At 73.5% G+C, this 21218-nt stretch carries 20 protein-coding genes and 1 pseudogene; 14 read left to right on the forward strand and 7 right to left on the reverse strand.

The genetic code is table 11. From position 1 onward, the window contains the following. Nucleotides 1–24 precede the first annotated feature (24 nt). The 4 genes and pseudogenes from ureC to XF36_RS13130 form a co-directional block, all read left to right on the forward strand. Nucleotides 25–465 (forward strand): annotated as a pseudogene (gene ureC, locus XF36_RS30385) (urease subunit alpha); the annotation flags it as partial. After that, entirely contained in the window at nucleotides 462–1166 is a 705-nt protein-coding gene (locus XF36_RS13120) for an urease accessory protein UreF (protein ID WP_060714671.1), read from the forward strand. The pseudogene ureC and the gene XF36_RS13120, both read left to right, overlap by 4 nt. Further along, on the forward strand, nucleotides 1156–1872 hold the full coding sequence (ureG, locus tag XF36_RS13125) for an urease accessory protein UreG (RefSeq protein ID WP_060712200.1): 717 nt from the start codon (nucleotides 1156–1158) through the stop codon (nucleotides 1870–1872). The genes XF36_RS13120 and ureG overlap by 11 nt, the downstream gene beginning before the upstream one ends. A 1-nt stretch (nucleotide 1873) precedes the next feature. Next, nucleotides 1874–2623 carry an urease accessory protein UreD gene (locus XF36_RS13130; RefSeq protein ID WP_060712201.1) on the forward strand — a complete coding sequence of 250 codons (750 nt, stop codon included), beginning with the start codon at nucleotides 1874–1876 and terminating at the stop codon, nucleotides 2621–2623. Nucleotides 2624–2668: 45 nt separating this feature from the next. Here the strand turns inward: XF36_RS13130 and XF36_RS13135 are convergent, their stop codons facing one another. Further along, nucleotides 2669–3127, reverse strand: coding sequence for a hypothetical protein (locus XF36_RS13135; RefSeq protein ID WP_060712202.1), 459 nt, complete (start codon nucleotides 3125–3127; stop codon nucleotides 2669–2671). 54 nt (nucleotides 3128–3181) lie between these two features. Then, nucleotides 3182–4333, reverse strand: a complete 1152-nt coding sequence (locus XF36_RS13140) for an IS30 family transposase (protein ID WP_060710806.1) — start codon at nucleotides 4331–4333, stop codon at nucleotides 3182–3184. Between the two features lie 1616 nt (nucleotides 4334–5949). Here XF36_RS13140 and uraD point away from each other — a divergent pair. From uraD to XF36_RS13165, 4 genes are read left to right on the forward strand one after another with little or no spacing between them, the layout of a single operon-like run. Beyond that, nucleotides 5950–6456 (forward strand): 2-oxo-4-hydroxy-4-carboxy-5-ureidoimidazoline decarboxylase, encoded by a 507-nt coding sequence (gene uraD, locus XF36_RS13150; RefSeq protein ID WP_060712203.1) that lies wholly within the window; start codon nucleotides 5950–5952, stop codon nucleotides 6454–6456. Next, on the forward strand, nucleotides 6453–6758 hold the full coding sequence (locus XF36_RS13155) for a hydroxyisourate hydrolase (RefSeq protein ID WP_020623896.1): 306 nt from the start codon (nucleotides 6453–6455) through the stop codon (nucleotides 6756–6758). Before uraD ends, XF36_RS13155 begins: the two co-directional genes overlap by 4 nt. Nucleotide 6759: 1 nt before the next feature. Beyond that, nucleotides 6760–7674, forward strand: a complete 915-nt coding sequence (gene pucL / locus XF36_RS13160) for a factor-independent urate hydroxylase (RefSeq protein ID WP_060712204.1) — start codon at nucleotides 6760–6762, stop codon at nucleotides 7672–7674. Between the two features lie 34 nt (nucleotides 7675–7708). Beyond that, on the forward strand, nucleotides 7709–9232 hold the full coding sequence (locus XF36_RS13165; RefSeq protein WP_060712205.1) for a nucleobase:cation symporter-2 family protein: 1524 nt from the start codon (nucleotides 7709–7711) through the stop codon (nucleotides 9230–9232). A 58-nt stretch (nucleotides 9233–9290) separates the two neighbouring features. Here XF36_RS13165 and XF36_RS13170 read toward each other — a convergent pair whose 3' ends face one another. From XF36_RS13170 to XF36_RS13190, 5 genes are all read right to left on the reverse strand, one after another. Then, nucleotides 9291–10055 (reverse strand): hypothetical protein, encoded by a 765-nt coding sequence (locus tag XF36_RS13170; RefSeq protein ID WP_060712206.1) that lies wholly within the window; start codon nucleotides 10053–10055, stop codon nucleotides 9291–9293. Nucleotides 10056–10386: 331 nt separating this feature from the next. Further along, entirely contained in the window at nucleotides 10387–11208 is an 822-nt protein-coding gene (locus XF36_RS13175) for an IclR family transcriptional regulator (protein ID WP_060712207.1), read from the reverse strand. Nucleotides 11209–11217: 9 nt separating this feature from the next. Beyond that, a complete protein-coding gene (gene allB, locus XF36_RS13180) occupies nucleotides 11218–12645 on the reverse strand; it encodes an allantoinase AllB (RefSeq protein ID WP_238589255.1) in 1428 nt (475 codons plus the stop codon). Beyond that, nucleotides 12642–13376 carry an aspartate/glutamate racemase family protein gene (locus XF36_RS13185; RefSeq protein WP_060712208.1) on the reverse strand — a complete coding sequence of 245 codons (735 nt, stop codon included), beginning with the start codon at nucleotides 13374–13376 and terminating at the stop codon, nucleotides 12642–12644. The genes allB and XF36_RS13185 overlap by 4 nt, the downstream gene beginning before the upstream one ends. Beyond that, complete coding sequence (locus tag XF36_RS13190) at nucleotides 13376–14875, reverse strand: NCS1 family nucleobase:cation symporter-1 (protein ID WP_238589256.1); 1500 nt, start codon at nucleotides 14873–14875, stop codon at nucleotides 13376–13378. Before XF36_RS13190 ends, XF36_RS13185 begins: the two co-directional genes overlap by 1 nt. 279 nt (nucleotides 14876–15154) lie before the next feature. Between XF36_RS13190 and XF36_RS13195 the strand changes: the two genes are divergently transcribed. The 6 genes from XF36_RS13195 to alc are packed head-to-tail and all read left to right on the forward strand — an operon-like array spanning nucleotide 15155 to nucleotide 21205. Further along, nucleotides 15155–15547: an allophanate hydrolase-related protein gene (locus tag XF36_RS13195; protein ID WP_020623886.1), complete on the forward strand. Its 393-nt coding sequence runs from the start codon at nucleotides 15155–15157 to the stop codon at nucleotides 15545–15547. Between the two features lie 37 nt (nucleotides 15548–15584). Beyond that, nucleotides 15585–16373: a hydroxypyruvate isomerase family protein gene (locus tag XF36_RS13200; protein ID WP_060712209.1), complete on the forward strand. Its 789-nt coding sequence runs from the start codon at nucleotides 15585–15587 to the stop codon at nucleotides 16371–16373. Continuing rightward, nucleotides 16370–17266, forward strand: a complete 897-nt coding sequence (locus tag XF36_RS13205) for an NAD(P)-dependent oxidoreductase (protein WP_060712210.1) — start codon at nucleotides 16370–16372, stop codon at nucleotides 17264–17266. The genes XF36_RS13200 and XF36_RS13205 overlap by 4 nt, the downstream gene beginning before the upstream one ends. Further along, nucleotides 17263–19053: a glyoxylate carboligase gene (gene gcl / locus XF36_RS13210; protein WP_060712211.1), complete on the forward strand. Its 1791-nt coding sequence runs from the start codon at nucleotides 17263–17265 to the stop codon at nucleotides 19051–19053. The genes XF36_RS13205 and gcl overlap by 4 nt, the downstream gene beginning before the upstream one ends. Then, nucleotides 19050–20216 carry a glycerate kinase gene (locus XF36_RS13215; RefSeq protein WP_060712212.1) on the forward strand — a complete coding sequence of 389 codons (1167 nt, stop codon included), beginning with the start codon at nucleotides 19050–19052 and terminating at the stop codon, nucleotides 20214–20216. The genes gcl and XF36_RS13215 overlap by 4 nt, the downstream gene beginning before the upstream one ends. Continuing rightward, complete coding sequence (gene alc / locus XF36_RS13220) at nucleotides 20213–21205, forward strand: allantoicase (protein WP_060712213.1); 993 nt, start codon at nucleotides 20213–20215, stop codon at nucleotides 21203–21205. Before XF36_RS13215 ends, alc begins: the two co-directional genes overlap by 4 nt. The last annotated feature ends 13 nt before the right edge of the window (nucleotides 21206–21218 follow it).

Consider the following 21218-nt stretch of genomic DNA (forward strand, 5'->3'; position numbering starts at 1 on the left):
TATAGCTGATGCCTCCCCGATCATGGGGGAACCGCAGTCGGCAAGCTCGCCGACCTGGTGCTGTGGGAGCCGAAGTTCTTCGGGGTGCGCCCGGAGGTCGTGCTCAAGGGCGGGTTCGCCGTGTGGGCGCAGATGGGCGACGCGAACGCCTCCATCCCGACCCCGGGCCCGGTGTACGGCCGGCCGATGTTCGGCTACGCCCACACCCCCGCGGCGCTGGGCTCGCTGACGTTCATGGCCCCCGCGGCCCTCGACGAGGGCATCCCCGACCGGCTCGGCCTGGCGACCCCCGCGGTGCCGGTGGCCGACACGCGCTCGGTGCGCAAGGCCGGGATGCTGCTCAACGACGCGACCCCGGACGTACGGGTCGACCCGGACTCGTTCACCGTGACGATCGACGGCGACGTCGTCGAGCCCGCCCCGGTCGCCGAGCTGCCGATGGCGCAGCGGTACTTCCTGTTCTGATGCTCGCCTCGCTCGTCCTGTCCGACGCCCGGTTCCCCGGCGGCGGCCACGTGCACTCCGGCGGGCTGGAGGAGGCCGCCGGCCGCGGCCTGGTCACCGATGTCGCGTCGCTGCACGCCTTCCTCCAGGGGCGGCTGCGCACCGCGGGCCGGGTCGCCGCCTGCGCCGCCGCGGCCGCCGCCGACCTCGCCGCCGGCCCCGCTGCCGACCTCGCTGCGGGGAGCGGCGCCGGGTGGGCGGAGCTCGACGCCGCACTCGACGCGCGGACCCCCTCGGCGGCCCAGCGGGAGGCGTCCCGGTCCCAGGGCCGGGCGTCGCTGCGCGCGGTCCGGTCGGCGTGGCCGTCGGCCGCCCTCGACGCCCTGGTCGCGGTCCACCGGCGGCCGCACCAACCGCTGCTCGTCGGGGTCGTCGTCGGCGCGGCCGGGGAGCCGCCGACCGCGGCTGCCCGCTGCGTCGGCTACCTCGCCGTGTCCGGGCCCGCATCGGCGGCGGTGCGGCTGCTCGGACTGGACCCGTTCGCCGTCAACACCGCCGTCGTCGCCCTCGGCGACGAGCTGGAGGCCGTGGCCGCCGAGGCCGCAGCCCTGGCCGGGGGCGACCCCGCCGATCTCCCGGCGCCCGGGGCGCCGCTGCTCGACCTCATGGCCGAGTCCCACATCCACCACCACCGCGAGAGGGTGCGTCTCTTTGCCTCCTGAGTCCGCAACGACCGGCCACGGTCACGGCCACGTGATCAGCTTCGACCCGACCGTCACCGACCACGACCACCACACCCCGGCCCCCGCCGGCGGCCGCGCGGTGCGCATCGGCATCGGCGGCCCGGTCGGCTCCGGCAAGACCGCACTGGTCGCGGCGCTGGCCCGCAGCCTCGCGGGGCGGGTCCGCCTCGCCGTGGTCACCAACGACATCTACACCACCGAGGACGCCGACTTCCTGCGCCGCAACGCGGTCCTCCCCACGGAGCGGGTCGAGGCGGTGCAGACCGGCTGCTGCCCGCACACCGCGATCCGCGACGACATCACCGCCAACCTCGACGCGATCGAGCTCCTGGAGGAGCGGTTCGGGGACCTCGAACTGGTCCTCGTCGAGTCGGGCGGGGACAACCTCACGGCGGTGTTCTCACGCGGGCTGGTGGACCGGCAGATCTTCGTCGTCGACGTCGCGGGCGGGGACAAGGTGCCCCGCAAGGGCGGCCCGGGGGTCACCACCGCCGACCTGCTCGTGATCAACAAGACCGACCTGGCACCACTGGTCGGCGCCGACCTGGGCGTGATGACCGGGGACGCGGCGCGGATCCGCGGTGAGCTGCCGGTGATCGCCCAGTCGCTGGTCGAGGACCCCGGTGCGGCCGCGGTCGGCGCCTGGGTGCGGGAGCAGGTCACCGCCGTCCGGACGACGTTCTGAGGTGCGGGCCTGCGCCCGGCTGGCGGTCCGGGACCGCGACGGCCGCTCGGTCGTCACGACGCTGCGGGCGCAGGCCCCGCTCGCCCTGGTCCCGCGCCGCGGGGTGGCGGGCGCCGCTCGACCCGACGCCGTCGTGCACCTGGTGGGGTCGGCGTCCACCCCGCTGGCCGGCGACGACGTCGAGCTCGACGTCGCCGTCGGACCGGGTGCCCACCTGGTGCTGATCGGCGTCGCGGCCGCCGTCGCGCTCCCGGGCGCGGGCCGGCCGAGCCGTACCGTGCTGCGCTGCACCGTCGCCGACGGCGCCTCGCTGACCTACCGGCCCGAGCCCACGGTGGTGACCGCCCGTGCCGACCACGAGACCGTGCTGGACGTGACGCTGGCGCCGACGGCGTCGCTGCACACCCGTGACGTGCTCGTCGCCGGGCGCACCGGGGAGCGGGCGGGCCGCTACCGGGGCACCGTCCACGTCACCGAGGACGGCCTCCCGCTGCTGGTCCAGACCCAGGAGCTGGGCGACCCGCTGCTCGACTCCTCCCCCGCGCACCTGGCCGGGCACCGGGTGCTGGGCACCGAGGTGCTCGTGGACCCGGGCCGCGAGCCGCTGGCGGCGGCCTCCGGGCCGGGCTGGAGCCTGTCACCGCTCGCGCTGCGGGGAGCGCTCGCGACCGCCGTCGGGCACGACGTGGTCACCGCGGCCAACCGGCTGGCCGAGGCGGTCGCCGCGGCGGACCGTGCTCGGCGCCGGTGAGGGGTCCGGTGCCGGAGACGGCACCGGACCCCGCACCGGCCGAGGTCACGGCTGGGCCGGGAGCAGGTGCTCCTTCCCGCGGTCGGTGCTCAGACACAGCGAGCAGACGTAGGCGTCGTGGGCGGGGCAGGCCGCCATGTCCGGGCGCTCCAGGTCCTGCCCGCACACGTGGCAGGGCAGCACCGCGTCCGACGGGTTGCCGTGCTCGTCGAACATCGGCAGGTCGATGCCGTCGTCGGTCCGGCGCAGGTAGTACCGGCCACGGGTGGCGAGGGCGATCACCGGCGGCAGCACCAGCCCGAGCACGATCGCGACCACCGGTGAGAACGGCTGGATCGCCGTCCCCAGGAGCCCGAAGAACACCGCGATCGACACCCCGCCCGCGACGACGACCGATCCGAACCCTACCGGGTTGACCGCGTACAGCATGCCGCGGCGGAACTCGGGGACCTTCGGCGAGACCTTGAGCAGGTACTTGTTCACCGCGATGTCGGTGGCGACCACGACGATCCACGCGATCGCCAGGTTCGCGTAGAAGCCGAGCTTGGACTCAACCGGTCAGCGCAACAGTGCTCCGAATCTATCAGCCGGGGTGTCGAAATCAAGCGTTTTGCGCGGTCGGGTGTTGAGGCGTTCCGCGACGCGGTCGAGTTGGGCCTGGGTGATGTGGTCGAGCCGGGTGCCCTTCGGGAAGTACTGGCGTAGTAGCCGGTTGGTGTTCTCGTTCGTGCCACGCTGCCAGGGGCTGGCCGGGTCGGCGAAGTAGACGTCCAACCCGGTCCGGGCGGTGACGATGGTGTGGCGGGCCAGTTCCATCCCGCGGTCCCAGGTCAGCGACTTGCGGACGTGTTCGGGCAGTCGGGCCATCTGCCGGGACAGTTGGTGGGCGACGGTGTGCATGTCGCGCCCTCCGAGCGCGACCAGCACGGTGAACCGGGTCGCGCGCTCGACCACGGTCGCGATCTGGGTGGTGCCACGCCCGAGCAGCAGATCACCTTCCCAGTGCCCGGGCACCGCCCGATCAGTCACCTCGGCGGGCCGGTCGTGGATGGAGACCGCGCCGGGGATCTGCGAGCGCCACTGCCCACCGGTGGTGTTGTGCACGTTACGCCGGATCGGACGGCCCGACCGCAGGTGTTTCTGCAGGTCTTTGGCCAGCACACCGCGGGTCTGCACGAACAGCGACTTGTAGATCGTCTCGTGTGACACCCGCATCCCCGATCCCGGAGCGTAGTGCTTGGCCAGGTGCCCGGCGATCTGCTCGGGCGACCAGTCCTCACCCAGTCTGGCAGCGACGAACCCACACAGCAGCGGACGACGGGCGAGCAGACACGTCTTGGGGCGCTGGGCCCGGCGCCAGGCGCGGTCCTCGGCGTCCACAGCACGGTAGGCACGCCGACCCTTGTTGCGGGCGACCTCCCGGCTCACCGTCGAGGCCGGACGACCGAGCCCAGCCGCGATGGCCCGGATCGAACGATACTGGGCCAGACCACGAGAGATCTCCTCCCGCTCGGCCGCGGTCAGCGTCCCCGGTCGGCGACGACGTGATGGCGGCACGTAGCCACCGGTGGACTTGAGCACCGTGAACACCGACCCCGGCGGGCGTCCGATCGCCCGAGCGATGTCACTGATCGACTCCCCACGCCCCCACCGGACCCACAGATCCGCGCGGTCGGCATCGGACATCCCAGGTCGTCCCAGTCGCGCCATCCCACACCCCTATCATGATCAACTACCCGGGTGTTGCGCTGACCGGTTGAGTCCAAGAGGATGGTGTTCAGGAAGTCGAACATGTTCGCCTCCATCAGCACCAGCGCGATCAGCAGGTTGACGCCGAGGAACACAAGCCGGCCGGGGTAGGTGCCGGTGACCCGGGTGAACGAGTTCGTCCAGGCCAGCGAGCCGGAGTAGGCGTTCGTGACGTTGATCTTGACCTGGCTGATGACGACGAGCACCACGGCCAGCGTGATCGCCAGCCAGCCCGGCACCAGGTCCTGGTAGATCAGCAGGAACTGCTGCACCGGCTCGTTGGCGACCTCGGCCCCGCCGGCGACGTTGGCGACGTTGGCGATGAAGTACACGGCCAGGAAGAGCCCCACGACCTGCTTCGCCGCACCGAAGAGCACCCAGCCCGGGCCGGCGAGCAGCGTCGCGGTCCACCAGCGTCGGGCGTTCTCCGGGGTCTTCGGCGGCATGAACCGCAGGTAGTCGATCTGATCGGCGATCTGCGCGATCAGCGACAGGCAGACCCCGGCGGCGAGCATGACCGAGCCCAAGCTCGGGGTGCCCAGGCCGTCCTCGCCCTGGTAGGCCAGGAACGTCGAGACCGAGTCCGGGTGCGCGACGAGCAGGTAGCCGAACGGCAGCACCATGAGGACCAGCCACAACGGCGTCGTCCAGACCTGCAGCGTCGACAGCAGCGACATCCCGTACACGACCAACGGGAAGATGACCACGGTGGACAGCGCGTAGCCGATCCACAACGGGATCCCGAGCCCGAGCTCCAGCCCCTGGGCCATGATCGCGCCCTCGAGGGCGAAGAAGATGAAGGTGAACGTCGCGAAGATGACGTTGGTGAGGACCGAGCCGTAGTAGCCGAAGCCACTGCCGCGGGTGATCAGGTCCAGGTCGAGGTTGTAGCGGGCGGCGTAGTACGCCACCGGCAGCCCGGTCACGATGACGACGAGGGCGAACACCGCGATCCCCCACAGCGCGTTCGTCGTGCCGTAGGCGATGCCGATGTTGGCACCGATCGCGAAGTCCGCCAGGTAGGCGATGCCACCCAGCGCGGTCACCCCGACCACGCCCGGCGACCAGCGCCGGTAGCTGCGCGGCGCGAACCGCAGCGTGTAGTCCTCCAGCGTCTCCCGCGCGGCACCGACGGCCGTCGACCGGGCCGGCCGGTTCATCTCCTGAGTCATCCCGTTGCCTCCACGGTGGCCGGATCGGTGACCACCGGTGAGGATGGTGCGTTCGGCAACGGCAGCGCCGGTTGCCGTCGGATGACGAATGCGTGACGCCCGACCCGGCCGCACCGGGCCTGGTGTGACGGGCGGCGCCCCGGCCGGGACGACTGCGTGACGATCCGGACGCGACGGGTGCGCCCCCGCGCCGGAGGGACCAGGGTGGTCGGTCATCGGGTCCGGCCGGTCGTGGCGCTCCGGGCCCCGCGGCCGGTGACGGTCCGCGGTCGTCGCCGTCCGGGAGCGGGGCCGTTCGACCGGGTGACCCTTGACACGTACCCGCCGTGAAACCAACACTGTTGACACTTCGGAACAGCGATTCCGCATCATGGAAGTCGCGGAACGAGCACGGAAGCAGGACCCATGCCGGACGCCCTGACCCTCGACCACCTCAACAACGCCTCACCGGACGACCTGCGGCCGGTGCTGCGGGCCTGCGCCACCTCGCCCGCGTGGGCGGACCGGCTGCTGGCCGGACGCCCGTACGCCGGGGTGGACGACGCCGTCGCCGCGGCGGAGAAGGCCGTCCGCACCCTGGACGCCGCCGAGATCGACGCCGCGCTGGCCGGGCACCCCCGGATCGGCGAGCGTCCGGGTGGCGCGCACGCCGACGGTGCCGCCTTCTCCCGATCCGAGCAGTCCGGCGTGGACTCCGGGGCGGACACCGCGGCCCGGCTCGCCGCGGGCAACGCCGCCTACGAGCAGCGGTTCGGCCACGTCTTCCTGATCCGCGCCGCGGGCCGCGACGCGGAACAGATCCTCGCCGAGCTGGAGCGCAGGCTGGGCAACGACCCGGCCACCGAGCGTGCCGAGGCCGCCGGGCAGCTGGCCGAGATCACCGCGCTGCGGATGCGGCAGGTGCTGGCATGAGCAGCTTCTCCACCCACGTCCTCGACGCCGCGGCGGGCCGCCCGGCCACCGGTGTCCCGGTGACCCTGACCGGCGCCGACGGGACCGTGCTGGCCTCGGGCACCACCGACGACGACGGGCGCTGGCGCGCCCCGGACTCCGCCGCGCTCACCGCGGGGGTGCTGCACCGGATCACGTTCACGACGCCGAGCCCGTTCTTCCCGGAGGTGTCGATCGCTTTCCGCCCGGAGCGCACCGACCGCCACCACCACGTCCCGCTGCTGCTGTCGCCCTACTCCTACTCCACCTACCTCGGGAGCTGACATGTCCGTCTCGGTCCACCTCGGCGACAACAAGTACGGCAAGGCGGAGGTCCGCGTGGTGCGGGTCGTGCGCGACACCGCCCGGCACGAGATCACCGGTCTCAACGTCACCAGCCAGCTGCGCGGCGCTGCCCTGGAGAGCAGCTACCTGACCGGGGACAACTCGAAGGTCGTCGCCACCGACACTCAGAAGAACGTCGTCTACGCCTTCGCCGCCGAGCACGGGATCACCTCCCCCGAGGAGTTCCTGATGCTGCTCGGGAACCACTTCACCGGCGAGTTCGAGTGGATCACCGGCGGGCTGTGGCAGGCCGAGCTCTACGAGTGGGAGCGGATCGTCGTCGACGGCGCGGGGCACGACCACTCCTTCGTCCGCAAGGGTCGCGCCACCCGGCTCGCCACCGTACAGAAGGTCGGTGGGGCCACCCACGTCACCGCGGGGCTGAAGGACCTCACCGTGCTGAAGTCCACTGGCAGCGAGTTCCACGGCTTCCCCCGGGACCGCTACACGACCCTGGTCGAGACCGACGACCGCATCCTGGCCACCTCGGTCACCGCGCGCTGGCGCTACCTGCCCGAGGCCGTCGCCGCCGGGATCGACTACAACGCCGCGTACGACACGATCGGCGCGGCGATGCTGTCCGCGTTCGCCACCACCCACTCGCTCGCACTGCAGCAGTCGCTCTACGAGATGGGCCGCGCCGGCATCGAGGCGTGCGACGGCGTCGCCGAGATCCGGTTCGCGATGCCCAACAAGCACCACTTCCTGTCCGACCTCTCCTCGTTCGGCCTCAAGAACCCGAACGAGGTGTTCTACGCCGCGGACCGCCCCTACGGCCTGATCGAGGGCACCGTCGTCCGCGACGGCGTGACCCCGGCGCCGGAGGCGTGGACCGACGTCCCGTCGTCGGTCTGACCCATCCCACCACCTCCGCACCGAGGGGACGCCCATGAGCACCGACGACGCGGACGCGCCGGCGACGACCGGCCGACGCACGACCGCCACGACAGGCCCCCGCCCCGAGGACGACCGGCTCGGCCTCGGACCCACGGTGGGCTACGGCGTGCAGCACGTTCTCGCGATGTTCGGCGGCGTCATCGCCGTCCCGATCATCATCGGCGGCGCGGCCGGGCTCGACCCCGCGCAGAGCGCCGTCCTGGTGGCCAGCGGGCTGTTCGTGAGCGGGCTCGCGACGCTCCTGCAGACGCTCGGGCTGCCGTTCTTCGGCTCCCAGCTGCCGCTGGTGCAGGGCACCTCGTTCGCCTCGGTGTCGACGATGATCGCGATCGTCGGCGACGACGGCACAGACGGCCTGCGCGTCGTCTTCGGCGCGGTGATCGTCGCGGCGCTGATCGGGCTGCTCATCTCGCCGTTCTTTGCGAAGGTGGTACGGCTGTTCCCGCCGGTGGTCACCGGGTCGATCATCACCGTCATCGGGCTGTCGCTGATGCCGGTGGCGACCGGGTGGATCACCGGCCGGGAGACGGTCACGGTCGCCGGCGCGACGGTGCCCAACCCCGCGTTCGCCTCGCTGCCGAACATCGCGCTGGCCGCGTTCACCTTCCTGGTCGTGATCGTCGCCAGCAAGATCCGGGTCGTCTCCCGGCTCTCGGTGCTGCTCGGCCTGCTGGTGGGCACCGTCGTCGCTCTGGGGCTGGGGCTGAGCAGCTTCGCGAAGGTGGGCGAGGCGAGCGTGGCCGCCGTCCCGACGCCGTTCGCGTTCGGCGGGCCGCTGTTCGAGATCGGCGCGATCGTGTCGATGGTCATCGTCATCCTGGTGGTCATGGTGGAGACGACCGCGGACATCCTCGCGGTCGGCGAGGTCGTCGGGGCCGAGGTGGACTCCCGCCGGGTCGGGGACGGCCTGCGCGCGGACATGGCGGCCTCGGTGCTCGCGCCGGTGTTCAACTCCTTCCCCGCGACGGCGTTCGCCCAGAACGTCGGCCTGGTCGCGTTGACCGGGATCCGGAGCCGGTTCGCCGTCGCCGCGGGCGGGCTGCTCCTGCTGGTGCTGGGGCTCTCGCCGATGGCGTCGGCGGTGTTCTCGGCGATTCCGCAACCGGTGCTCGGCGGGGCCGGGATCGTGCTGTTCGGCACGGTCGCCGCCAGCGGCATCCGGACGCTCGCCTCGGTCGAGTACCGCAACACCAACAACATGGTGATCGTCGCGGCGGCGGTGGCGTTCGGCCTGATCCCGGTGGTGTCGCCGGACTTCTGGGCGAACTTCCCGGAGTGGTTCGCGACGATCTTCCACTCCGGAATCAGCTCGGCGGCGATCGTCGCGGTGCTGCTCAACCTGTTCTTCAACGTGCTCGCCCCCGGGCGGCCGTCGGCACCGTCGATCGTCGCCGCGGGGCCGCCGGTACTCGTGCAGACCGGGGAGATCCGGATCCTGTCCTCCGGTGAGGTGCTGGGCCCGGACTCCTACGAGCCGGTCACCGCCAAGCCGGGGACCCAGGTCCGCGACGAGTGATCGTCTCCTCCGAGGGGTCCGGTGCCGGATCCGGCATCGGGCCCCTCAGGCAGCGCGATCATGCACGGCCCGGCGGATGCGGGCGACGGTCTCGCCGGGCCGGTCGTGTACGTCCGACCAGGTGACCGCAGCACCGTCCACCGGCTGCGACCAGGGCGTTCTGCTTGCGCCGGTCGGTGCGGAACCGCTCCGGGGCGCTGTGCCAGGCCCATCCGTCCACCTCGACGGCCACACGTGCCGCCGGGAAGGCGAGGTCGACCGTCCAGGGCCCGAACGGCATCGCCCGCACGAGTCCGGGGAGCCGGGCCTCGCGCAGCAGCCGCAGCAGCCGTCGTTCCAGGGCGGAGTCGGCCCGGTCCCCCGCCGCGACGAGCAACCGCACGGCCGCCGCGATGCCCGGGGTGCCGGCCACCCGGCAGTACGCCGCGTACAGCTCGTCGTGGGACACCCACCGTTGCTGCGCCCGGTCCAGGAACGCGGGCCCGTCGGTGCCACCGAGCGCCGCGGCCGTCTCCAGCACGGTCAGCGGCGTCGCGGTCACGACGATGCCCCGGTGGACGACCCGGTCGGCCGGGTCCAGGCTGCGGCGACGCAGACGCACCCCCGGCCGCCGGGCCCGCTGCACCGTCGGTGGGACGGCGAGCAGCACCTCGGCCGGGGCGCCGGGGCGCAGTCCCAGCCAGTACGCGGCCGCGGGCCCTGTCACGATGCTGCGCGCCCCGCCCCACAGCCACGCCGCCCGGACCCGGGTCTCGTCGGTGACCCGGTGACCGGCGACCAGGGAGACCCCGGGGTGCCGCGCCCGCCAGGCACCGGAGGACACCCGGCGCGCGACGGTGCGGGCCGGAACACCGTGGGCGATCGCCTGGGTCCGGGTGACCAGGCCGCCCCTGCCTGACCAGTAGCCGTTCCAGATCGGTCATCAGGACAGGATCGTGCAGCCGGGCCGGCTCCCGGATGCGAACGCCGGCCCCGGTTCGCGCCCGCGAACGGTGGGACCCGGGGGCGCGAGGTCCACCGAGCGGTCGGTGGTCGTCACCGGCGAGGCATCACGTGCCGGATCCGGCACCGGCCCCCTCATCGGTCACGATCACGGCGCATCGCCGCCGGCATCCAGGGCCGGCGGCCCGGCCTCTCCTCACACGGGGACCGTGTCAGACCCCGGCCGCGTCCTGCCGGGCCAGCTCGGCCACCAGCGCGTCGGCGACGGCCTGCAGCTTCGGCACCGCGGAGTCGAGCAGCGCATCGGTCATCCGGGTCGTCGGCCCGGAGATGGACACCGCGGCGGGCAGCGGCCCGTCGAGCGCGACGGCCACGCACCGCACCCCGAGCTCCTGTTCGCCCTCGTCGACGGCGTACCCGGCGGCGCGGACCTTGTCGAGCTCGGCGAAGTACTCCTCGGGCGAGGTGATGGTGTTGTCGGTGTGCCGCACGAACTCGGTCTGCCGCAGGATCTCCCGCGCCCGCTCGACCGGCATCCGGGACAGCAGCGCCTTCCCGACGGCGGTGCAGTGCGGCGACACCCGTCGTCCGACCTCGGTGAACATCCGCATCGAGTGCCGGCCGGGCTCCTGGGCCACGTAGACGACCTGGTTGCCCTCCAACAGCGCCAGGTTCGCGCTCTCCCCCAGGTCGTCGACCAGGGCGGCGAGCCGGGGCCGGGCCCACATCCCCACCAGGCGTCCCGCGGTGTCGCCGAGGCGCACCAGGCGGGGGCCGAGGGCGTACTCGCGCGAGGACTGCTGGCGGACGTAGCCGCGCCCGGCCAGGGTCCTGACCAGCCGGTGGATGGTCGGCAGGGGCAGCCCGGAGGTGGCCGCGAGGTGGGACAGGCTGACCGTCCCACCCGCGTCGGCCATCGCCTCCAGCAGGTCCACGGCCCGCTCCACGGACTGCACGCTCCCCGAGCGGGCCGGTGCGGCCGCGGCGACGTCCGCGGCGGCACCGACGCGACTGTCGGGATCGTTCTTCCGCATGACGGAAGTCTAGCCCTGCTCGGGCGGTGCGGCCGGGACCTCGGAGGCCTCCGGGGCGCCGGGGGTCTCCGGGGCGCCGGGGGCACCGGTCACCCGCTCAACCGAGCCACGGCGCAGCAGCCGCCCGTGCGGCTCGCCGGCCACGTCGACGTCGCGTCCGCCCAGGAGGGTGCGCCGGACCACGCCGGACAGCGACCGGCCGGCGTAGGCGCTGACCTTGTTCTTGTGGTGCAGCCGCTCCGGGTCGACGACGTAGGCCGCGTCGGGGGCGAAGACGGCGAGGTCGGCGTCGTACCCCAGCGCGATCCGCCCCTTGGAGCGCAGCCCGACCAGGTCGGCCGGCTTCGAGGCCATCCACTGCACGACCTGCGCCAGCCCGATGCCGCGCCGGCGGGCCTCGCTCCAGACCAGCGACAGCCCCAGCTGCAGCGACGACACCCCGCCCCAGGCGAGCCCGAAGTCCCCGGAGTCGAGCAGCTTCAGCTCGGCGGTGCTCGGCGAGTGGTCGCTGACGATGCAGTCGATCGTCCCGTCGAGCAGTCCCTCCCAGAGCAGCTCCCGGTTGGACGCCTCGCGGATCGGCGGGCAGCACTTGTGGGTGGTGGCGCCGTCGGCGATCTCCTCGGCGAACAGCGTCAGGTAGTGCGGGCAAGTCTCGGCGGTGATCCGGACGCCGTCGCGGCGCGCGGTGGCGATCATCGGCAGCGCGTCGGAGGACGACACGTGCAGCACGTGCGCACGCGCCCCGGTCCAGCGGGCCCGCTCGATGACCTCGGCGATCGCCAGGTTCTCCGCGCCGCGCGGGCGCGAGCGCAGGAAGGTGTCGTACTTCGCGCCGTGCGGGGTCGGGGCCTTCTCGATGGCCCGGGAGTCCTCGGCGTGCACGATCATGACGGCGTCGAACGTGGCCAGCTCGGCCATGTCGCGCTCCATCTCGTCGGCGTCGAGCGGCGGGAACTCGTCGACCCCGGAGTGCAGCAGGAAGCACTTGAAGCCGAAGACGCCCTCGTCGTGCAGGCCGCGCAGGTCGCCCAGGTTGCCCGGCACCGCCCCGCCCCAGAACCCGACGTCGACGAACGCCTGGTGCTCGGCGACCTTGCGCTTCACCTCGAGTGCGGCGACGTCGACGGTCGGCGGGATCGAGTTGAGCGGCATGTCGACGATCGTGGTGACCCCGCCCGCCGCGGCGGCCCGGGTCGCCGAGGCGAAGCCCTCCCACTCGGTGCGGCCGGGCTCGTTGACGTGGACGTGGGTGTCGACGAGGCCGGGGAGCAGCACCTCGTCCTCGGCGAGGTCGATCACCCGGGCACCGTCGAGGCCGTTGCCGAGCGGCTCGATGGCGACGATCCGCCCGCCGGTCACACCGATCTCGCGGGGCTGCTCGCCCGCCGTGGTCATGATCCGCTGCCCGCGGACCACCAGGTCGTAGCTGGTCATGGCATCTCCAGGGGGAATCCGGTGATCTTCTTGGTTCGGGGGGCCGCGTAGGTGCGGGCCTTCGAGGTGCTCAGGCGCAGGCGCACCAGCGACTCGGCGACGGTCACCGCGGCCTGCACCCCGTCGACGACGGGCACCCCGGTCTCCGCGCGCACCTTCTCCTCCAGGCCCGCCATGCCGCCGCAGCCCAGGCAGATCACCTCGGCGTGGTCGTGCTCGACGGCCAGCCGGGCCTGCTCGACGATCGCGGCGACCGCCCGGTCCGGGTCCGGCTCCAGCTCCAGCACCGCGAGCCCGGAGGCGCGCACCGAGGCGCAGCGTCGCTCCAGCCCGGCCAGCAGCAGCCGGTCGGAGATCAGCGGCACGGTGCGGTCCAGCGTGGTCACCACCGAGTAGCGGTGGCCGAGGTACATCGCGGTCGTCGCGGCGGCCTCGGTGATGTCGACGACGGGCACGTCGAGCATCTCCTGCAGGCCCTCCCGGCCGTGCTCGCCGTAGCCGGCCTGGATCACCGCGTCGAACGGCTCGCCGGCGGCGGCGTACCGCGCGACGGCGTCGGCGACCCCGACCGCGGCCAGGTAGCTCTCCAGGTTGCCCTCGACCGACTCGGCGCCGAACCGCGGGGTGAGCCCGACGATCCCGGTGCCGGGCGCGGCGACCGAGCGCGCCGAGGCGGCGATGGCCTCGGTCACCGAGGCCGTGGTGTTGACGTTGACGACGACGATGCGCACTAGTGCCCCCCGGTGGGTGCGACGGCCAGGGGCTCCCCGGACACCGCGCGGTAGGTCTGTCCGCGCGGGGCGACGAGCACGGTCAGCAGCGCGGCGAGCCCGGCGCCGAGGAACCAGCTGAACGGGGCGACCGGCTCCAGCGCGGGCACGAACCCGACGGCGACGGCGACCAGCGCGGACGGCACGAACACCGCGACCGCGCGCCGGTTGACCCCGCCCCGGTAGTGGTAGGCGGCCCCGCTCGCCTCGGAGTACAGCGCGGGGACGTCGATCCGGCCGCGCCGCACCAGCCAGTAGTCGGCCATCACGATCCCGAACAGCGGTCCGAGCAGCGCGCCGAGCACACCCAGGAAGTAGGTGATCACCAGCGGGGAGTCGTAGAGGTTCCAGGGCAGGATGACGAGTCCGATCAGCGCGCTGACCACCCCGGCCCGGCGGAAGTCGAGGACCTTCGGGAACAGGTTGGACAGGGCATAGCAGGGGGCCACGAAGTTCGCCATCAGGTTGACCGCGATCGTCAGGATCAGCAGTGCCGCCGAGGCGAGCAGCAGCAGCGGGGTGTTGGGGATGGTGTTGACGACGTCGGCCGGGCTGGAGATCACCTGCCCGCCGATCCGCAGCTGCCCGCCCGCGAGCACCACGACGACGACGCCGAAGAACAGGGTGTTCGGCAGGATCCCCCAGAAGCTGCCGCGCCGGACCGCGCCGGTGGACACCGCGCCGCGGGTGAAGTCGCAGAAGTTGAGGACGAAGGTGCCGTAGATCGCCGTCCACAACGACGCACCGGCCAGGATCTGCACCCACATCGCGCCGCCGGTCAGCGGGTCGGGCACCGACCAGGCGATCTCCCCGCCGGTCTGCCACAGCACCCATCCGGAGAGCACGGCGAGGGTCACCAGCACGATCGGCCCGGCGACCGCCTCGTAGCGGCGGATGCCGTCCATACCGCGCAGCAGGATCGCCACCTGCACGACCCACAGCACGAGGAAGCAGATCCAGCCCAGCACCGACAGACCGAGGAACGACACCTGCTCCAGCCCACCGGCCGACGGCGCCACGGCCAGGACCATCACGACGAGCACCTGGGTGGCCAGGTAGGTCTGGATGCCGAACCACGCGATCGCGACCGCACCCCGGACCAGGGCCGGGAGCTGCGCGCCACGGACGCCGAAGGAGATCCGGCTCATGACCGGGAACGGCAGGCCGGTCCGGTAGCCCATGTATCCGGCGACGGTGAGCAGCACGAACAGCACCAGCGCACCGATGCCGAGCGAGACCAGGATCTGCCAGGCGCCGAGACCGAGGGCGAACAGGCCGAGGGCGAACAGGCCGAGGGCGAAACCGTAGTTGCCCAGGCTGTGCACGTCGACGGCCCACAGGGTGAAGATGTTGTAGGCCTTCCACGACCGCCCCTCGACGGCGGTCGGCGCGAGGTCGCGGTTGTAGAGCCGTGGGCTCGGTGCGTCCGCGCCGCCCGGCGCGACGGGCACGGCGGTCACCTGGTCGTCGGTCGGGGCTGCTGCGGACCGGTCACTCGTTCCGGGTCCCGTCATCGGGGCCACCTCGGTTCCCACGTCGTAACGCGTCGGATGTGACGCGCTGGTTTCCGCAATGTGAAACGCACCTCTTGCGGTGCGGAATCACGCTATGGCGCCTGTCACGCAAGCGTCAAGGGGTCACCGACGACAGCGATGCTTGACACCCCCCGGATGCCGTGGTCCGATTCATGCCGCACAACGGAATCACTATTCCGCATTGCGGAAGGATCGGAGGCTCCGGTGACTGCCCTCTTCTGTTCCGGTGACGCGATGCGCGGCGGCCGGCTCCACCACAACGTGTCCGCCCACCCGTTCCTCGGCCAGGTCCGGACCGCTCCGCACTACCGCATGTACTCGGTGCGCGACGAGTTCCCGGCCCTGCTGGAGGACCCCGCCGGCGGCGTACCGCTGGCCGGGGAGATCTACGACGTCCCGCTCCGGGCGATCCGCACCGACTTCCTGCCCGACGAGCCACCGGAGCTCGAGCTCACCGTGATCGAGCTCGACGACGGACGCGACGTCCTCGCCGTCGGGCTGCGCCCCGGCGTGCTGGAGCGCCAGCGCGACGAGCTCACCGACATCACCACCCACGGCGGCTGGCGTGCCTACAAGGGACTGCCCGAGCCCGCCTGAGAACCGCACCGCCCGTCCTCAACGAGGAGGCCCCTTCGTGCGCTACACCGTCAACTGCTCCATCGTCCTCGGTGACCTGCCGCTGTTGCAGCGTCCCGCGGCCGCCGCGGCGGCAGGCTTCGACGCCGTCGAGTTCTGGTGGCCCTTCGCCGCCTCCGTGCCCGGCGACCGCGAGGTCGACGCCTTCGTCACCGCCGTCGCCGACGCCGGCGTCACCCTCACCGGGCTCAACTTCTCCGCGGGCGACATGCCCGCCGGGGAGCGCGGCATCCTGTCCGACCCCGCCCGCGCGGGGGAGTTCGCCGACAACGTCGCCGTCGCCGTCGGCATCGGCGAGCGGCTCGGCACGCTGGGCTTCAACGCCCTCTACGGCAACCGTCGCGACGACCTGGACCCGCGCGTCCAGGACGAGACGGCGCGGGGCAACCTCGCGCTCGCCGCCGACGCGGCCGCCCGGATCGGCGCGGTCGCGCTGCTCGAGCCGGTCAGCGGCATAGACGCCTACCCGCTGCGGACCGCCGACGACGCCGTCGCCGTGCTCGACCGGGTCGGGTCGCCTCACCTGCGGCTGCTGCTCGACGTCTACCACCTGGCCGTGAACGGCGACGACCCCGCGGCCGCGATCGACCGCCACGCCGACCGGATCGGCCACGTCCAGATCGCCGACTCCCCCGGCCGCGGCGAGCCCGGCACCGGGGACCTGCCGATCACCGACCTGCTCGCCCGGGTCGTCGCCGCCGGCTACGACGGGCCGGTCAGCCTCGAGTACAAGCCCGTCACCGCCGACCCGTTCGGCTGGCTGGTCGGAGAGGGAGCGTCCGCATGAGCAGCACCGACACCCGCAACGTCGCGTTCATCGGTCTCGGCATCATGGGTGGCCCGATGGCCCGCCACCTCGTGCGCGCCGGGCACGACGTCGTCGGCCACAACCGCAGCCCGGGCAAGGCCGAGGCGCTGGCCGCGGACGGCGGCCGCGCCGCGGCAACGGTCGCCGAGGCGGTGGCCAAGGCCGAGGTCGTGGCGCTGATGCTGCCCGACTCCCCCGACGTCGTCGACGTCTGCGCCCGCGACGGCGGGGTGTTCGACACCGCCGAGCCCGGCACCCTGGTCGTCGACTTCTCGACGATCCGCCCCGACGTCGCCCGGGACCTGGCCGCCCGTGCCGCCGAGCGCGGCCTGCGGATGCTCGACGCCCCGGTCTCCGGCGGCCAGGCGGGCGCCGAGAACGCCGCACTGTCCATCATGGTCGGCGGCGACGGGGCGGACGTGGCCGCGGCCCGACCGCTGCTCGACGTCGTCGGGAAGACCGTCGTGCACGTCGGCCCGTCCGGGGCCGGGCAGACGGTCAAGGCCGCCAACCAGCTGATCGTCGCCGGGAACATCGCCCTGCTCGCCGAGGCCCTGGTGTTCCTGCAGGCGCACGGCGCCGACCTCGACGCGGCCGTCGAGGTCCTCGGCGGGGGCCTCGCCGGGTCGAAGGTCCTCGACCAGAAGGCGCCGACGATGCTCGCCGGGGACTACACCCCCGGCTTCCGGATCGACCTGCACCACAAGGACATGGGCATCGTCGCCGACTCCGCCCGGGAGGCCGGTGTGGTCGCCCCGGTGGCCGCGCTCGTCGCCCAGCTCGTCGCCGCGACCCGTGCCGCCGGCGACGGCGGGCTCGACCACTCCGCCCTGCACCGCACCGTCCGCCGCCTGAACGGGGACCTGTCATGACCCGGATGACCACGGCCGAGGCCGCCGTCCGCATCCTGGAGGCCGAGGGCGCCACGCAGGCGTTCGGCGTCCCGGGCGCGGCGATCAACCCCTTCTACGCGGCGATGCGCGCCCGCGGCACGATCGGCCACGTCCTGGCCCGCCACGTCGAGGGCGCCTCGCACATGGCCGAGGGCTTCACCCGGTCCGGTCCGGGCAACATCGGCGTCTGCATCGGCACGTCCGGCCCGGCGGGCACCGACATGGTCACCGGGCTGTACTCGGCCTCGGCGGACTCGATCCCGATCCTGGCGATCACCGGACAGGCGCCGGTCGCGCGGCTGCACAAGGAGGACTTCCAGGCCGTCGACATCGCGGCCATCGCCGCACCGGTCACCAAGATGGCGATGACCGTGCGCGAGGCCGCCCAGGTGCCGGGCGCGTTCGCCCAGGCGTTCCACCTCATGCGGTCCGGCCGGCCGGGCCCGGTGCTGATCGACCTGCCGATCGACGTGCAGCAGACCGTCATCGACTTCGACCCCGACACCTACGCCCCGCTGCCGGTGCACCGTCCGGCGATGACCGGCCCGCAGGCGTCGCGGGTGCTGGACCTGCTCGCCGAGGGCGAGCGGCCGCTGATCGTCGCGGGCGGCGGGATCGTCAACGCCGACGCCTCGGCCGAACTCGTCGAGCTGGCCGAGATCCTCGGCGTCCCGGTGGTCCCGACCCTGATGGGCTGGGGCACGATCCCCGACGACCACCCGCTCGCCGCCGGGATGGTCGGCCTGCAGACCGCGCACCGCTACGGCAACGCCACGTTCCTGGACTCCGACGTCGTCGTCGGGATCGGGAACCGGTGGGCCAACCGGCACACCGGCGGGCTCGACACCTACCGGCGCGGGCGCCGGTTCGTGCACGTCGACATCGAGCCGACGCAGATCGGGCGGGTCTTCGCCCCCGACTACGGCGTGGTCTCCGACGCCAGGGCCGCGCTGCGCGCCCTGCTGACCGAGGCCCGTCGCCGTCGCGACGCGCGCACGCTGCCGGACCGCAGCGCCTGGGCCGAGTCCTGCCGCGAGCGGAAGGCGACGCTGCTGCGGCGCACCGACTTCCCACACGTGCCGATCAAGCCCCAGCGGGTCTACCAGGAGATGAACCGGGCGTTCGGCCCGGAGACCCGCTACGTGACGACGATCGGGCTGTCCCAGATCGCAGCCGGCCAGTTCCTGCACGTCTACCGGCCCCGGCACTGGGTCAACTGCGGCCAGGCCGGACCGCTGGGCTGGACCATCCCGGCGGCGCTGGGCGCCGTCGTCGCCGACCCGTCGACCCCGGTCGTCGCGCTCTCGGACGACTACGACTTCCAGTTCATGCTGGAGGAGCTCGCCGTCGGCGCCCAGTTCGGGCTGCCCTACGTGCACGTCGTGGTCAACAACTCCTACCTGAGGCTGATCCGACAGGCACAGCGCGCGTTCGACATGGACTTCGAGGTCTCGCTGGCCTTCGACAACATGCACGCCGACGAGGAGCTCACCGGACTGCCGAAGGGCTACGGCGTCGACCACGTCCGCGTCGCGGAGGGTCTGGGCTGTGTGGGGCTGCGGGTCACCGACCCCGACGAGATCGCCACGACCCTGCGCCGGGCGTCGCAGCTGGCCCGTGAGCACAAGGTGCCGGTCGTCGTCGAGGTGGTGCTGGAGCGGGTCACGAACATCGCGATGGGCACCGAGATCGACGCCGTCACCGAGTTCGAGGACCTCGCGCAGACCCCCGCCGACGCCCCGACCGCGCTGGCCCACCTCAGGTGAGCGCGATCCTGCTGGCCCCGGACAAGTTCAAGGGGTCGCTGGACGCCGCCGCCGTCGCCGACGCGCTGGCGGCCGGGATCTCCGACGCCGACCCGGGCCGCCCGGTGCGTCGCTGCCCGGTCGCCGACGGCGGGGAGGGCACGGTCGCCGCGGCACTGGCGGCCGGCTGGGAGCCGGTCACGACCGTCGCGACCGGACCCACCGGGGCTCCGCTGACGGCCGTCTGGGCCCGGGCCGGGGCGTCCGCGCTGGTGGAGCTGGCGTCGACGGCCGGGCTGGCGGTCCTGCCCGGCGGGGTGCGCGACCCGGGCGGCGCGGGCACCGAGGGGCTGGGGACCGTGCTGGCCGCGGTGCTCGACGCCGGGTGCACCGATGTCGTCGTCGGGCTCGGGGGCAGCGCCACCACCGACGGCGGCGCCGGGCTGCTGCGCGGGCTCGGCGCCCGCGTGCTCGACGCCGACGGCGCCGAGGTCGGGCGGGGCGGCGCGGCGCTGGCCCGGGCCGACCGGCTCGACCTGTCCGGGCTGCACCCGCGACTGCGGGACCCGGCCGTCCGGGTCCGGCTCGCCGCCGACGTCGACAACCCGCTGCTCGGCCCGCACGGCGCCGCGGCCGTCTACGGCCCGCAGAAGGGCGCCGACGCCGGCGGGGTCGCCGCGCTCGACGCCGCGCTGGCCCGCTGGGTGCGGGTGCTCGCCGCGGCCACCGGCGGGGACCCGGCCACCCTGGCCGCCGCGCCGGGGGCGGGTGCCGCCGGGGGCGCCGGGCTCGCGCTGACCGCGGTCTGCGGTGCGCGGTTCGTCCCCGGCGTCGGTACCGTCCTGGAGCTGACCGGCTTCGACGACGAGCTGGCCGGCGCCGGTCTCGTCGTCACCGGGGAGGGCAGGCTGGACACCCAGACCCTGCACGGCAAGGCCCCGGCCGGGGTCGCCGCGGCAGCCCGGGCGGCCGGGGTCCCGGTCGTCGCCGTCGCCGGGCAGGTCACGCTGGACGCGGCCGCGCTGCACACCGCGGGGTTCGCCGGGGCCTACGCCCTGACCGACACCGCACGCGACCACCACGACGCCGTCGACCGTGCCGCCGAACTCCTGCGCCTGCTCGGGGCCCGGATCGCCGCCGACCACCCGTCCCCCACCCGTCCGATGATCAGGAGCAGACCGTGACCGACCCCTCGCTCATCGACCTGGCCTCCCGCGCGCTCGGCGGCTCCGTCGTCGCCGCGAACGACGAGTTCTTCGCCCAGCGCGAGAACCTCATCACCGCCGCGCCGCCCCGCTTCGACCCCGACGAGTTCGGCCTCAAGGGCAAGGTCTACGACGGCTGGGAGACCCGCCGTCGCCGCGAGCCCGGCCACGACTGGGCGCTGATCCGCCTGGGCGCGCCGGGTGTGGTGGACCACGTCGTCGTCGACACGTCCTGGTTCAAGGGCAACTACCCGCCGGAGATCGCGGTGGAGGCGACCGCCGTCGACGGGCACCCCTCGCCCGACGAGCTGGAGAAGGCGCCCTGGCACGAGATCGTGCCGCGCTCGGCCTGCGCGGGGCACACCGCGAACGTCTACCCGGTGACCGACACCCGCCGGGCCACCCACCTGCGCCTGATCATGCATCCCGACGGCGGGATCGCCCGGTTCCGGGTGCTCGGCCGGGTGCTGCCCGACCCGCGGTTCCTGGAGGGCACCGTGGACCTGCTCGCGGCGGAGAACGGCGGGCACGTCACGGGCTGCTCCGACGCGTTCTACTCCTCCCCCGGCAACCTGCTGCTGCCCGGCCGGGCCCGGCACATGGGCGAGGGCTGGGAGAACGCCCGGCGCCGCGACGGCGGCAACGACTGGGTCGAGTTCGCCCTCGCCGCGGGCGGGGTGCCGCGGCACGTGGAGGTCGACACGACCTGGTTCGTCGGGAACGCGCCGGGCTGGGTCTCGATCGGCACCCGCGACGAGCGCACCGGCGGGTCGTGGACGGTGCTGCGGGACCGCGAGCGGGTGCAGCCCGACACCCGGCACCGGTTCCTGCTGCCCGGCGCCGCCGCGGCCACCCACCTGCGCCTGGACGTGTTCCCCGACGGCGGGCTGTCCCGGCTGCGCTGCTGGGGCGAGCTCGACGACGACGGCGCCGCCGCCGTGCGCCGCGCCCACGACGCGGCGGGCTGAGGACCCCGGGCCG

Source organism: Pseudonocardia sp. HH130629-09 (genome assembly GCF_001294645.1).
Lineage (GTDB): Bacteria > Actinomycetota > Actinomycetes > Mycobacteriales > Pseudonocardiaceae > Pseudonocardia.